This window comes from Glycomyces tenuis DSM 44171, assembly GCF_000427885.1.
Lineage (GTDB): Bacteria > Actinomycetota > Actinomycetes > Mycobacteriales > Micromonosporaceae > Glycomyces > Glycomyces tenuis.
Map to the genome: position 1 here is coordinate 60,206 of NZ_ATYW01000015.1, position 12,990 is coordinate 73,195.

General features: G+C 72.8%; 14 protein-coding genes, 1 tRNA gene and 1 pseudogene. 6 read left to right on the plus strand and 10 right to left on the minus strand.

Going from position 1 to position 12,990, the window contains the following annotated elements; genetic code table 11:
• Positions 1 to 56: 56 nt before the first annotated feature.
• Positions 57 to 1,178, minus strand: a complete 1,122-nt coding sequence (locus YWW_RS0116230; RefSeq protein WP_026930929.1) for a hypothetical protein — start codon at positions 1,176 to 1,178, stop codon at positions 57 to 59.
• Positions 1,179 to 1,460: 282 nt separating this feature from the next.
• Here YWW_RS0116230 and YWW_RS37420 point away from each other — a divergent pair, with 282 nt between their 5' ends.
• On the plus strand, positions 1,461 to 2,318 hold the full coding sequence (locus tag YWW_RS37420) for a TatD family hydrolase (RefSeq protein WP_245595447.1): 858 nt from the start codon (positions 1,461 to 1,463) through the stop codon (positions 2,316 to 2,318).
• A gap of 390 nt (positions 2,319 to 2,708) precedes the next feature.
• On the opposite strand, the pseudogene YWW_RS37425 reads toward YWW_RS37420, so the two are convergent.
• Positions 2,709 to 3,944 (minus strand): annotated as a pseudogene (locus tag YWW_RS37425) (copper resistance CopC/CopD family protein); the annotation flags it as partial.
• Positions 3,945 to 4,010: 66 nt separating this feature from the next.
• Between YWW_RS37425 and YWW_RS0116240 the strand changes: the two are divergent.
• Entirely contained in the window at positions 4,011 to 4,736 is a 726-nt protein-coding gene (locus tag YWW_RS0116240) for a DsbA family protein (protein ID WP_026930931.1), read from the plus strand.
• Between the two features lie 48 nt (positions 4,737 to 4,784).
• Here the strand turns inward: YWW_RS0116240 and YWW_RS0116245 are convergent, their stop codons facing one another.
• Genes YWW_RS0116245 through YWW_RS0116260 form a run of 4 tightly spaced genes read right to left on the minus strand, consistent with a single transcriptional unit; the run spans position 4,785 to position 7,346 of the window.
• Entirely contained in the window at positions 4,785 to 5,534 is a 750-nt protein-coding gene (locus tag YWW_RS0116245; protein WP_035701693.1) for an energy-coupling factor ABC transporter ATP-binding protein, read from the minus strand.
• On the minus strand, positions 5,531 to 6,292 hold the full coding sequence (gene cbiQ / locus YWW_RS0116250) for a cobalt ECF transporter T component CbiQ (RefSeq protein ID WP_026930933.1): 762 nt from the start codon (positions 6,290 to 6,292) through the stop codon (positions 5,531 to 5,533). The genes YWW_RS0116245 and cbiQ overlap by 4 nt, the downstream gene beginning before the upstream one ends.
• Positions 6,289 to 6,642 (minus strand): PDGLE domain-containing protein, encoded by a 354-nt coding sequence (locus tag YWW_RS0116255; RefSeq protein ID WP_026930934.1) that lies wholly within the window; start codon positions 6,640 to 6,642, stop codon positions 6,289 to 6,291. The genes cbiQ and YWW_RS0116255 overlap by 4 nt, the downstream gene beginning before the upstream one ends.
• Positions 6,639 to 7,346, minus strand: a complete 708-nt coding sequence (locus tag YWW_RS0116260) for an energy-coupling factor ABC transporter permease (protein ID WP_026930935.1) — start codon at positions 7,344 to 7,346, stop codon at positions 6,639 to 6,641. Before YWW_RS0116260 ends, YWW_RS0116255 begins: the two co-directional genes overlap by 4 nt.
• A gap of 201 nt (positions 7,347 to 7,547) precedes the next feature.
• Between YWW_RS0116260 and bcp the strand changes: the two genes are divergently transcribed.
• On the plus strand, positions 7,548 to 8,018 hold the full coding sequence (gene bcp / locus YWW_RS0116265; protein ID WP_026930936.1) for a thioredoxin-dependent thiol peroxidase: 471 nt from the start codon (positions 7,548 to 7,550) through the stop codon (positions 8,016 to 8,018).
• A gap of 65 nt (positions 8,019 to 8,083) precedes the next feature.
• Here the strand turns inward: bcp and YWW_RS0116270 are convergent, their stop codons facing one another.
• Positions 8,084 to 8,368, minus strand: coding sequence for a hypothetical protein (locus YWW_RS0116270; RefSeq protein ID WP_026930937.1), 285 nt, complete (start codon positions 8,366 to 8,368; stop codon positions 8,084 to 8,086).
• A 192-nt stretch (positions 8,369 to 8,560) separates the two neighbouring features.
• On the opposite strand from YWW_RS0116270, the gene YWW_RS0116275 reads away from it, so the two are divergent.
• On the plus strand, positions 8,561 to 9,655 hold the full coding sequence (locus YWW_RS0116275; RefSeq protein ID WP_026930938.1) for a hypothetical protein: 1,095 nt from the start codon (positions 8,561 to 8,563) through the stop codon (positions 9,653 to 9,655).
• A 356-nt stretch (positions 9,656 to 10,011) separates the two neighbouring features.
• Here the strand turns inward: YWW_RS0116275 and YWW_RS0116280 are convergent, their stop codons facing one another.
• The 3 genes from YWW_RS0116280 to YWW_RS0116290 all read right to left on the minus strand — a co-directional run bounded on the left by YWW_RS0116280 (position 10,012) and on the right by YWW_RS0116290 (position 11,474).
• Positions 10,012 to 10,476 carry a helix-turn-helix domain-containing protein gene (locus tag YWW_RS0116280; protein ID WP_035701687.1) on the minus strand — a complete coding sequence of 155 codons (465 nt, stop codon included), beginning with the start codon at positions 10,474 to 10,476 and terminating at the stop codon, positions 10,012 to 10,014.
• A gap of 3 nt (positions 10,477 to 10,479) precedes the next feature.
• Positions 10,480 to 11,181 (minus strand): hypothetical protein, encoded by a 702-nt coding sequence (locus tag YWW_RS0116285; protein WP_026930940.1) that lies wholly within the window; start codon positions 11,179 to 11,181, stop codon positions 10,480 to 10,482.
• Positions 11,182 to 11,392: 211 nt separating this feature from the next.
• Positions 11,393 to 11,474: transfer RNA gene (locus YWW_RS0116290), tRNA-Leu, on the minus strand.
• A gap of 117 nt (positions 11,475 to 11,591) precedes the next feature.
• Between YWW_RS0116290 and rph the strand changes: the two genes are divergently transcribed.
• Entirely contained in the window at positions 11,592 to 12,317 is a 726-nt protein-coding gene (gene rph / locus YWW_RS0116295; RefSeq protein WP_026930941.1) for a ribonuclease PH, read from the plus strand.
• Between the two features lie 5 nt (positions 12,318 to 12,322).
• Positions 12,323 to 12,907, plus strand: coding sequence for an RdgB/HAM1 family non-canonical purine NTP pyrophosphatase (rdgB, locus tag YWW_RS0116300; RefSeq protein WP_026930942.1), 585 nt, complete (start codon positions 12,323 to 12,325; stop codon positions 12,905 to 12,907).
• The last annotated feature ends 83 nt before the right edge of the window (positions 12,908 to 12,990 follow it).

Consider the following 12,990-nt stretch of genomic DNA (forward strand, 5'->3'; position numbering starts at 1 on the left):
CCGCGGCCCCCGCGCCCCGTCCGGGGCGCGGGGGCCGCGGCCGTCGGCGGGGCCGCTCACCCGGGCCGACTCAGCTCGCTGCGGGCCGTCCACTTCTCGTACACCCCGCGCCTGACGGGCTCGGCGCCGGTGCGCGACAGCGCGTCGGGGCTCGGCCTGGAGAGCCGGAAGCGGCCCCACTCCTCGTCGGCGTCGACCAGCGAACCGGGGACGCCTTTCCAGACCGCCTTCGTGACCTCCCTGAGGATCCGGCGCACCGGCACCGCCCGCCCGGCCTCCACGCCGGGGATCGCGACGCGCCGGTCGGCGCTCAGCGGCGTCCACTGCCGGTCCGCGTAGGCGAACAGCTCCGTCTCCGAGCCGTCGGTGGTGTACGCCAGCAGCTTCGCTCCCTCCGGGAGCGGCAGGTCGACCATGTCGGCGGTGACGTACTCGGGCAGCAGGTGCCCCGACGAGAGCGCGAACCCGGTGCCCAGCACCGGCATGCCGCGCCGGTCCGACGACGGCATGGCGGCCAGGCCCTCGTATTCGGGGGCGACCGGCGCGTGGTAGTCCTCGGGGGAGGCCACCGGCCACCGCAGTGCGAACACCCGCTGGTCGCCCGGTTCGGTCTCCCCGCCGAGGATGCTGCGCCCCGAGGGGGTGCGCAGGTAGGCGATGTCCCTGTGCCGGTAGCAGAAGCCGCCGGGGACGGCGGCGGTCTCCATCATGCGCACCGCCTGCGCCGCGGTCAGCGGCCGCTCCATCGGCTCGCCCTCGACCAGCGGCGAGGACCGCCGCACCCGGTCGAGCAGGAGGCGCGCGGCCGGGTCCAGGTGGGGGGTCTGCGTCAGCCGCCGCACGTACTCCAGGTCGAAGCCGGGCGCGAGCGGCACCATCATGGAGCGCTCGTCGCCGACGCTGACCGGCACGCCGTCGCGCAGCACCTCCCCCGCGCTCGCGAACCAGCGGTGCGGGTACTCCGTGCCGGGGCGGGGGTTGGGGACGAAGTCGGGGCGCGGCAGCGCCGAGAACAGCTCCCACGCGGCGCCGCCGGCGAAGGGCGCGGCCTGGTACTTCTCGCCTCGCCATTCGACGGTGACGAGCATCGCGTGCGGGGCGGGGTCGGTCTGGTCCGTCGGGCGGCGCTGCTGGAGCGCCGCGGCTCGGTTTCGACGGGAAGCGAGGTCACGTGTCATGGGCGGCTCGTTTCGGCGCGGGGTACGGGGGCGGGCGTCGGCGACACCCGCCGAGGGGGTGTGGGGGTTCGGCGCCGCGGCGAGGGCCGCGGCGGAGCCGTGGAGGCGGTGTGTGTGGTGTCCACGACCGGTATACGGTTGCTCGCCAAGCTAGAACCCGGCTGTCAGATTGTTATGTCGGGAATGTGAAGTCGATGTTACGACGAGGGCATCGCAGGCGTTTGGGCGAGTCCGCCGGTCCCGCTCGGTCCCGCCGCGGGGCCGGCGTGGCATGGTTGAGGCGTGTACCGACCCGATCCGGCACCCAGTCCCGAGCCGCTTCCGGCTCCGATCGCCGACACCCACACGCATCTCGACATCGTCGCCGCCGGGTACCCGGTCGACGAGTCGGTCGCGCCCGAGCCGGGGAGCGAGGAGGTCCGCGGACTCGTCGACCAGGCCGAGGCCGCCGGGGTCGCGACGCTCGTCCAGGTCGGCACCGACGTCGCCTCCTCCCGCTGGGCCGCCGCCCTCGCCGAGGCCGACGGCCGCGTCCTGGCCGCGGTCGCGCTCCACCCCAACGAGGCCCCGCTCCTGGCCGACCTCGACGGCGCGCTCGCCGCCGTCGACGAGCTCGCCTCGCTCCCCCGCGTCGCCGCGCTCGGCGAGACCGGACTGGACTACTACCGCACCGACGAGACCGGCCGGGCCGCCCAGCAGGCGTCCTTCCGCGCCCACATCGAGATCGCCAAGCGCCGCGGCAAGGCCCTGGTGATCCACGACCGCGACGCCCACGCCGACGTCCTGTCGATCCTGGACGAGGAGGGCGCGCCGGACCGGGTGGTCATGCACTGCTTCTCGGGCGATGCCGCGCTCGCCGCCGAGTGCGCCCGGCGCGGCTTCCACATGAGCTTCGCGGGGAACGTGACGTTCAAGAACGCCGAGTCGCTGCGCGGGGCGGCCGGTGCCGCCCCCGCCGAGCTGGTCCTGGTCGAGACCGACGCGCCGTTCATGGCGCCGGTGCCGGTGCGCGGCCACCGGAACCACCCGGCGCTGGCGAACTACACCGCGCGGTTCCTGGCCGAGCACCTCGGGCGCGACCTCGAGCAGTGGTGCGAGCGGCTCGCCCAGAACACGCGGGACGCCTTCGGCGACTGGTAAGGCGATGTCGACGGCGGCCTCGGCCGTCGCGGTGTTCCCTGCGGCGTCGGTGAGGGTGAAGACGAACACCCACCGCCCGGCCTCGGTCAGGCTCACCTCGCCGCCGAGGATGCCGCCGCGCAGTTCGATGAGCCGCAGCGTCGCCGCCTCGGCGCCTTCGAGGCCGTAGGAGGCCTCCCATTCGACGGCCTCGAACGGCTGCCCGTCGAGCCCGGTGGCGATGATCCGCACCGAGTTCGGGCCGGGCCGCCCCGGTTCGAGGGCGAGCTGCCCGGAGAAGACGTCGGTGGTGACCAGCGTCGAGGTACCGGTCGACTCGGCGGACGTCGGGCCCTGCTCGGTCTCCAGCAGCGCGGTCTTGGCGGGCACGGCCTGCACGAGCACCACCACGGCCGCGAGGATCGCCGCGGCCAGGGCCACTTCGGCGCCCGCCAGGCGCCGCAGGGCGGTGCGGCCCGCGGCGCCGCGCAGCGTCGCCCGGCGGGTGAACAGGCCGACGGCGACGATGACGGTCAGGAGGGCGGCCTTGAGCGCGACCAGGCGCCCGTAGGTGGTGTCGGTGAGCGCCTCGACCGAGTCGATGTGGAGCAGGGCACCGGCGAGGCCGGCGGCGACGACGCAGGCGAGCAGCCACGGCACGAGCGCGACCCAGAAGCGGCGGCCGTCCTCGGGGACCTCGCCGCGCCGGTGGCAGGCGAGGATGAGCAGGACGGCGACGCCGCCGGCCCAGGCGAGGGCGGCCGCGACGTGGATCCAGTCGGCGGCGAAGGCGAGGGCGACCGGCTCGGTGGCCATGGGGTGCCCGGCGAGCGGCCAGGTCGCCGTCAGCCCCAGGGCCGCGCCGACGAGTCCGGCGAGGACGGGCCTACCGGGCGCCTCGCCGGTGGTCAGCAGGCGCAGCAGCGGCAGCGCGAGCAGCACGAGCAGGAGCCGCAGCAGCGCGGCCAGGCCGAAGTTGGAGGACATGACCGCTTGCAGGGCGGCGGCGTCGACGCCGGAGACGGCGACGCCCGACTCGTAGGCGGCCTGGAGGACGATGCCGGCGACGGCGGTGGCGGCGACGGCGCTGAGGCCGGTCGCGACGAGGCGGGCGGCGAAGTCGCGGGGCCGGGCGCCGACGGCGAGGAGGACGCCGGCGCCGAGCGCGAGGGCGAGCCCGGCGTAGCCGAGGCCGCGGTCGGCGTAGAGCAGGGCCTGGACGAGCGGGTCGGTCTCGGCGGCGAGCGCCTCGGCGCCGGGGGCCTCGGTCTCGTGGCCGACGGCGAAGGTGAAGGTCCCGGAGATGGGGTGCCCGTCGTCGGAGACGACGCGGTAGCCGACGAGGTAGGTGCCTTCCTGGTCGGCATCCATCGCGATGACCATCTCGTCCCCGCCGTCGCCGAGCTCGGTGCCCGTGTCGACTCGGTCACCATCGGGAGCGACGACGCCGGTGGCCGCGTCTACGGGGGTGACTGGCTCGTTGAACTCGACGATGACCTCGCCCGGAGGGGAGTCGAGGACGTCGCCCGAGGCGGGTTCGGAGCCGGTCGCGAGCGCGTGCGGGAAGGCCGGTGCGGCCCACAGCACGCCGATGACGGCCGCTGCGAACGTCAGCGGGCCGAGGCGGACCGGGTCGAGGCGAGGCATCGCCGCCGAGCGTACTCGAATCCGCCTCGTGGATCGAGCACAGGTTTGAGAGAGGTGTTGATCGGCATGGGGAAGTCCGGGCGCAGGCAGGCCGCCGAGGCCCTGCGGAGGCAGCGGGCGGCCGAGGCCAGACGGAAGAAGGTCCTGTTCGGAGTGGCGATCGGCGGCGCCGTCGTCCTCATCGGAGGCCTGCTGGGCCTCGGGATCTGGTTGAACCGCGACTCCGGCTACGAGGTCAACGACCCGGCGGCGGCCACCACGGACTCGTACGCGGTCCAGATCGGCTCGGGCCCCGTCGAGGTCGACATCTACCTCGACTACCTGTGCCCGGCGTGCAAGCAGTTCGAGTCGACGTACGCCGGGAACATCCAGGCGTGGGTCGACGCGGGCTCGGTGACGGTGAACTACCACCCAATCGCGATCCTCGACCGGCTCTCGCAGGGCACCGAGTACTCGACGCGGGCGGCCGCGTCGGCGGTGTGCGCGGCCGACGTCGGCGAGCAGGAGTTCCTGGACTACACCGTGGCGCTGTACGAGCACCAGCCGGCGGAGAACTCGCAGGGGCTGAGCGACGACGAGCTGACCTCGATCGGCGCCGACGTCGGCCTCGGCTCGGACTGGGAGCAGTGCGTCGCGGACGGCGCCTACAAGGGCTGGGTGCAGGCCGGGACCGAGTCGGCCACCGGGGACCAGGGCGTGTCGGGCACGCCGACGGTGAAGGTGGGCGGCGAGGAGGTCGACCCGGCGGACTTCGTCGCCGAGGTCGAGGCGGCGATCGCGAACGGCTCCTGAGGCGCCGTTCGGCGCATCCGGCGTCCGGGCGCCGAGGCGCCCGCCCGTTCAGCCTTCGGCGGCGAGCGCCGCCTCCAGGGAGAAGCCGAACGGCAGCTCGAGGCGGTGCCGCTCGAGCAGGGCGGCGTCGGCGAGGATCGCGGGGGTCGGCGCGTCGGCGACGATGCGGCCGCCGTCGAGGACGACGGCCCGCTCGCACAGCTGCAGCGCGTACGGCAGGTCGTGGGTGACCAGCAGGAGCGTGGGGGCGGTGCGGTGCAGGACGGCGGCCAGTTCGCGGCGGGCGGCCGGGTCGAGGCCGGCGCTCGGCTCGTCGAGGACGACGATCTCGGGGCGCATGGCGAGGACGCCGGCGAGCGCGGCGCGCCGCTGCTGCCCGACCGAGAGGTGGTGCGGGGGCCGGTCGGCGAGCTCGGTGAGGCCGACGTCGGCGAGCGCGGCGTCGACCCGCCGCCGCAGCGCCGCGCCCTCGAGGCCGAGGTTGGCCGGGCCGAAGCCGACGTCGTCGGCGACGGTGGGCATGAACAGCTGGTCGTCGGGGCTCTGGAAGACGATGCCGACGCGGCGGCGGATCTCGGCGAGGTGCCGCTTCTCGACGGTCAGGTCGCCGACGGCGACGGTCCCTTCGGCGGCGTCGAGGAGCCCGACGAGGTGGAGCATGAGCGTGGTCTTCCCGGCCCCGTTGGGGCCCAGAACGGCCACGCGCTCACCGGTTTCGACGCGCAGGTCGACGCCGTCGAGGGAGCGGTGCCCGTCGGGGTAGGCGTGCCGGAGCCCGGCGACGGTCAGCGCGCTCATGCGCCCACCGCCGCCCAGAGGGCGACGCCCGCGGCGACGGCGGGGACGGCCATGGCGGCGCTCCACTGGCCGATGCCGGCGCCGGCGGGGCCGACGTCGAGCGGCAGCCGCCCGGTGTAGCCGCGGGCGGCCATGGCCTGCCAGACGCGTTCGCCCCGTTCGTAGGAGCGGATGAAGACGACGCCGAGGCTGCGGGCGAGCGCCCCGGCCTGCCACAGGAAGCGCGGGTCGTCGCAGCGGGCGAGGCGGGCGCGCCGCATCTGCGCGACTTCGGCGGCGCTCACGTGGGCGTAGCGGATCGCGAACGCGGTGATCTGGAGGAGGATCTGCGGGCAGCGCAGCCGCGTCAGCCCGGCGAGGAGGCTCGCGACGGGCGTGGTGGCGGCGAGCAGCAGCGCGGCCCACACCCCGAGGGTGGCCTTGGCGATGAGGTTCCACCCGGCCCACAGGCCTTCGACCGACAGCTCCACCGGGCCCCAGTGGACGGTCTCGCCGCCGCCCAGGAACGGGAACGCGAGCGCCAGCAGCGCGAACGGCGCCTCGACCAGGCTCCGGGAGGCGATCCATCCCGCCGGGACGCGGGCGAGCGCGAACAGGCCCGCCAGCAGCGCGGCGTAGACGCCGAAGGCCCACACCGCTTCGCGCGGGGTGGCGACGACCGCGAAGGTGAGCGCCACCAGCGCCGTGAGCTTGGCCTGCGGGGCGAGCCGGTGCAGCGGGCTCGCCCCGGGCCGGTAGAGCCCTTCGGCGCCGTTCACGCCCCGCCGCTTCCCGCGTCGGCCTTCCCGCCGCGGGCGAGCAGCCGGAACAGGCCGGTGGCGAGGCCGAGGACGAGCAGGACGCCGAGGATCCCGGCGAGCGAGCCGCCGAGGGTCTCGGAGCCGACGAAGCTGATGCCGTAGTCGGCCAGGGGGCCGCCGATCTCGTGCCCGCCGGCCTGCTGGAGGGTGCATTCGCCGCCGGTGATCTCGCCGTCGGCGCCGGTCTCGCAGCCTTCGAGCATGACCGATTCGAGGCCGTCGGGCGAGGAGGAGGCGAACAGGGCGACGCCGCCGGCCAGGACGAGGGCGACCAGCGCCCCGATCAGTGTGAACCGTGAGGTCGTCATGGGCGGGCGGTCTCCTTCGCGGTCGGGGCCTCGGCGAGCCGGGCTCCTTTGAGGGCGTGGACGAGGTCGGGGCGGGCGAGGGCGACGGCGACGACGGCCGCGGCGGCGATGGCGCCTTCGCCGACGCCGATGAGGACGTGCACGGACAGGATCGCGCCGGCGACCTCGCCGAGCGTCTGGCCGGGGGCCTCGCCGCCGATCGCGAACTGGAGGACGAACCCGGCCGAGGCGGCGACGACGCTCACCACCGAGGCCGCGAAGACCGCGACCGTGAGGCCGACGCGGGTGCGCGGGAGGAGCTTCAAGGCCAGGGCGATGACGCCGTAGGCGGCGACGGTGGCGATGACGGCCATGTTGACGACGTTCAGGCCCAGGGCGGTGACGCCGCCGTCGGCGAACAGCAGCGCCTGGACGGCGATCACGACGGTCACGCACAGCACGCCGAGCCACGGCCCGAGGAGCGCGGCGGCGAGGGCGCCGCCGAGCAGGTGGCCCGAGACGCCGGCGGCGACCGGGAAGTTGAGCATCTGGGCGGCGAAGATGAACGCGGTGGCCAGGCCCGCGAGCGGGACGAGCCGCTCGTCGAGGCCGCGGCGGGCCGCCACGGTGCAGGCGCCGACCGCGAGGACCGCGACTAGGCCGAACGCCAGTGAGGTGGGGATGTCGACGATGCCGTTGGGTATGTGCAGTGCGAGCTCGGACATGGGCGTCGCCGCCTTTCGACGGGGGTAGGGGCCGGGGCCGCGCCGGATGCGGGGCGCCGGCAGGTGGCTTCAAGCGTCCACCATTGGGCTATTGCAATCATTTTGCGTTAAGCGGGCGCCTCGTGTCCAGTCGAGTGCGCGCAGCTACCGTCGAGCGAGCTCCCAGGGGATTGTCAGGGACGGACGGTAGTGTTCCCTGCTGTGAACGTACGACTTCAGCCTGGTGACGCCGCACCTGACTTCACGCTGACCGCCGACACCGGTGACACGGTGACCCTGTCGAGCCTGCAGGGCCGCAAGGTCATCCTCTACGCGTATCCGCGCGCCATGACCCCCGGCTGCACGAAGGAGGCCTGCGACTTCCGCGACAGCCTCGCGGGGCTCCAGCAGGCCGGGTACGCGGTGCTGGGGATCAGTCCCGACGAGCCCGCCGACCTGGCGAAGTTCGTCGAGCGCGACGGCCTGACGTTCCCGCTGCTGTCCGACCCCGAGCACAAGGCGCTCGAGGCGTACGGGGCGTGGGGCGAGAAGAAGAACTACGGCCGCACGGTCCAGGGCGTGATCCGCTCGACGTTCGTCATCGACGAGACGGGCACGGTCGCGTTGGCGCAGTACAACGTGAAGGCCACCGGCCACGTCGCCCGCCTCAAGAAGCAGCTCGGCCTCGACTGACGCCGCGCGGACCGGGTTCCCGCCGGCGGTTCGGGGCCCGGCGCGATGGCGTGCCCGCGGCGCGGTCACCGCCCTTCGCGGCGGCGCGTGATCTTGCGCCTGGTCAGGCGCAGGTGCTTGCCGGTGCCGTGGCAGCACCAGCACGGCCGGTACGTGCGGGGCTGGTACCACGTGCGCCGGGAGAACCGCTTCCCCGAGCCGTCGCACCAGCGGCATTTGCGCCAGGGGAAGATCGCCGCGTGCACCGCTGCGTAGAACAGGGCCGCCAAGACGCCGAGTACGAGCAGCTCGAAATCCTCGGCCGGAAGTATCCACATGCCGACCGCCGTCAGTTCGCTGGCGAGCCCCATGCTCCTGTTTATACCCGAAGAGCGATGAATCCGTCACGTTTCGCCATAATTGCTGGCCTAGGGGCTGGTGCGCATCTACCGGTGAGTCAGTTACCCGGCGGTCGGGAGCGGCGGAACCGGCGTCCGGGCGTCTTGGCCGGGCTCCGCTAACCTAGGCGGGATCCAAACCGATCGATGTTGAGGATCACCCCCATGTCCTTCCCGCCGCCGCGGCAGCCCGCGCACCAGCCTCCCTCCCCTCCGGCCGCGGGCCGGCCGCCGCGGCTCGTGCAGCTGTCGATGACCAAACCGGGCGCGGTCACCGCCGCGCAGGCCGTGCTGTGGGTCTTCGTGGCGCTCGCCGCCGCCGGCGAGATCTACTCCGCCGTGCACCTCGCGACGGCTCCCAGCCCCGTCGGTGTGCTCGGGCTGGTCGGCGCCGTCGCCGTCACGGCGCTGTCGGTCCTCTTCCCGGTCAACCTCGGCCGAGGCAGGCGCTGGGCGTGGGTCTGGCCGGTGATCGGATCCTCCATCGGCCTGCCGGTGGCGGTCCTCATGATCGTCGCCGCGCTGGAGAACCTCGAGCACACACTGCCGACGCTGGTCATCGGCGCCGTCCAGGCCGGTGTCTACGGCTCGCTGCTGCGGCTGCTGTGCGCCGGGCCCACGCGGCGGTGGATCCTCGTCAACCGCATCCGACGCGGCGAGGTCGAGGTCGAGACCGCGCCGCACGGCACGGTCCCGCCGGGTTCGGTCGCCGTGGCCGAATCCGAGCGTCCGGCGAAGCGGCCGGTGTCCGTGCCGCTGCTGCAGATCGCCGTCGGACTGATCGCGCTGACCTCGTTGACGACGGTCAACGCCTCGATCACCGAGGCCCGTGGGGACCTGGCGTCCAGCACCGAGCAGCCGGAGCCGACGCTCGCCGAGCTGCTGCTCGGTGAGCACCTGCCGGAGCTCGTCCTCTCGCTCGTCGTCGTGCTCGCGCTCGCGCTGCCGGCCGCCGTCTCGATCGTGGGGCTGCGGCGGGGACGGGCCTGGGCCCGCGTCCACACCGCGATCTGGGCCGGCGTCGCAGCCGCGGGCTCGCTGCTGTGGGTCCAGCTCTCGCTCGACTGGCTGAACGACGCGGACCTCACCGGTCACGAAGCGGTCCTGGCGCCCGCCCTGGTGGCGATGTCCTTCGCCGCTGCCGCCGCCTGCGTGCTCGCCATCGCCGCGTTCTGCATGGCGTTCTCCCGCGGCGTGCGCAGGTGGACACCGGGGCCGCGGTACCTCGCCGCCCCGGCGGGGCCTGCGCCCGGCCCGTAGTCGCGGGGATCGGCTCGCGTCCGACGGCCCTCTCGGCGGTCCCGGCCCGCGCGACCGGCCGCCTCCGGGACCGACGCCGGGAGGTCGCGGCGGTAGGCGGCTCCCGGCAATGCCTCGGTTCTCGCATCGAGGCGTTGCGAAACGACGGCTTGTCCGGAACGCTTCGCCCGGTCCTCGCGCCGCTTCCCGCGGCGTCTCGAGGCGCCGGCCCGGCCGCCCCTTGGGCGAGGGGCGGTTCGCGGGCCTCGAACCGGCCGGGCGACGGCACCGGAACGGGTCCGGCGGGTGGTCCTGCCGGACCCGGATGAGGAAGTCCGTGCACCTGGCAACCGCCTACCTGAACCCGTCACCCCAGGTCACGGCCCTGATTTTGCGACTTTCTGACGAGCTGCCTCCGCGGCGACCCGCTCAATGCGCACCATGAGCGCCGCCGACGGCACGACCTTGCCGGTGGCATAGGTCGACAGGCGGGAGACCGAGGTCCCGATACGCGAGGCGAAATCGGCGCGTGTCAGTCCCGAGTCGGCTATGGCCTGCGTGATCCTCCCGGCCACGACTTCACGCTCGGCGCGTTCGGCACCTGTCCGGGCGCTCTGCAGCACCCGCTCCATCAGGTTCGCGACACCGTAGGGGCGGCTGTAGGTCAGAACGTGCTCGACCTGGCGGGCGGTCTTGCCCCAGGGATCGCGGTCGATGGCCTGGATCAGCCGCTGCCAGTCCCGCACCGAGCCGCGCTCCAGCGCGGTCTGGACGGCCTCGACCGGCCATCGCTCCACTGGATCGTCCGGTGAGACGTTCAGGTTTCGGAATCGAAGTGCCATCGCTCATCCCCTTGCGATCTGCTCGGCAAGTTCAGCACAGGCGGCGACCACATTCGACCAATGGGTCCACCGCTCGCTGAGGTTGCGATAGGCGCCGAGCTCAGCGGTGACTCCGAAGTCCGCCGGACGCGGCTCGCTGAGCTGGCGGATCAACTGCGACCGGACCCCCTCCTCTTCGCTGCCCTGATCGGCATAGAACTCGTCGATGCCGCCCAGGACCGCTGCCGCGCGCTCGATGCCGTATCGATCGCTCAAGGCCGCCACGTCGAGATAATCCCGGGTCTGGTTCCGCCGCACGATCAAGAACGCCTTCACCCGCAAAGTCTCGGCGGGCGTGGGCACCCGAAGCACCCGACCACTGCCCAACTCGATCTCGGCGGTCTCCAACGGCCGCCGGCGGATCAGTTGCCGTACACCGGTCTCTATGTCACCGAGACTGCCGAGGATGATCTTGCCCGGACGCACTCGATTGGTGACCCACTCCCCCTCGGACTCGAGCGCCTCGAGCACGACATCGAACCGATCCCGCAGGTCAGCCATTACATGGTCGTGATCATACGAATCTCGATGCCCGGCATACAGCGCCGCGGCCGAGCCACCCACCAGGACCGCATCCGGAACCAGTTCCTGAAGCCGCGCAGCCGAGTCCAATACGGCCCGCAGGTCAAGGCTGGCCTCCGCATATGCGTGCTCGGTCTCATCCATGACTCAAGATTATCACTTCTGATAAACCTGGCAATTGTCCAACGATGCGCAGCTCGCAGCGAGCGCCACCCGTCCTCAGGCCATACAGCCCCGACTTCACGAACATGCCGACGAGCCGACGAAGGGGGTCCAATCCGGGCGTTGATCGCCGAAGGGTCCGGCCATGACAAGAACCCGGCAGTCACCTGCCGGGTCCTGATAAGAAATCCTGTGCACGAGGGGGGACTCGAACCCCCACGCCCGAGGGCACAGGAACCTAAATCCTGCGCGTCTGCCAGTTCCGCCACTCGTGCGAAGCCGAGCCGTGCGGCCGCAGAGCACGGTCGCCGCTCGAACGCGGCCCCCGCCGAGGGGCGGAGGAGCAGCAACCAGTGTGTCACACGCCTGTTCGTTCCCGTACGCTGGTGGAGATGACTCGACCCGACAAGCGCGCGGCCGATGAGCTGCGCCCCGTGAAGTTCACCCGCTCCTGGACCGACCATCCCGAGGGCTCCGTCCTCGTCGAGTTCGGCCGCACTCGAGTACTGTGCACCGCCTCCGTCACCCCCGGTGTCCCGCGGTGGCGCCGCGGCAGCGGCGAAGGCTGGGTGACCGCGGAGTACTCGATGCTCCCCCGCTCGACCCACTCCAGGTCCGACAGGGAGTCGATCCGCGGCAAGATCGGCGGGCGCACGCACGAGATCTCGCGGCTCATCGGACGGTCCCTGCGCGCCTGCGTCGACTTCAAGGCGCTGGGCGAGAACACCATCACCCTCGACTGCGACGTCCTCCAGGCCGACGGCGGCACCCGCACCGCCTCGATCACCGGCGCGTACGTCGCCCTCCACGACGCGGTCACCTGGCTCAAGGAGCAGAAGCTGGCGCGCAAACCGGAGAAGGTCCTCACGACCTCGGTGTCGGCGATCAGCGTCGGCGTCGTGCGCGGCGTCCCGGTCCTGGACCTGCCCTATGAGGAGGATGTCGCCGCGTCGGTCGACATGAACGTGGTGTGCACCGGCGAGGGCGACTTCGTCGAGGTGCAGGGCACCGGCGAGGAGTCCACGTTCAACCGCTCCGAGCTCGACGAGCTGCTCGATCTGGCCGTCAAGGGCTGCAAGGAGCTCGCCACGCTCCAGGCCCGGACGCTGCTGTCGTAGTCGCCATGAGGATGCTGCTGGCCACCCGCAACGCGGGCAAGATCGCCGAACTGCGCCACATCCTGGCCGAGGCCGCGCCCTCGGTGGAGCTGGTGGGGCTCGACGCCGTCGAGGACTATCCCGAGACGCCTGAGACCGAGCTGACGTTCGCGGGGAACGCGCTGCTCAAGGCCCGTGACGGCGCGACGCGGACCGGTCTGCCGACCGTCGCCGACGACTCCGGTCTCGCCGTGGACGCGCTGAACGGGATGCCCGGTGTGCTCTCCGCGCGCTGGGCGGGCCGCGCCAAGGACGACGAGGCGAACAATGCGCTGCTGCTCGATCAGCTCGCCGACCTCGACGACGACAAGCGCGGCGCGACGTTCGTGTGCGCGGCGGCCCTGGTGTGGCCCGACGGTCGGGAACTGGTGGTCCACGGTGAGATGCCCGGCCGCCTCGGCCGTGAACCGCGCGGCGCGAACGGCTTCGGTTACGACCCGCTGTTCATCCCCGATGGGTACGACATCACCAGCGCCGAGATGAGCACCGACGAGAAGAACGCGATCTCGCACCGCGGGAGGGCATTCCGCGAGCTCGCGAGCGGAATCTGAGGCCCAGCCGCGAGCTCGCGAGCGGAATCTGTGGCCCGGTCGTGAACCGCCGCCGCTGACTTCCCTCTTGCCCTGACAGGTGC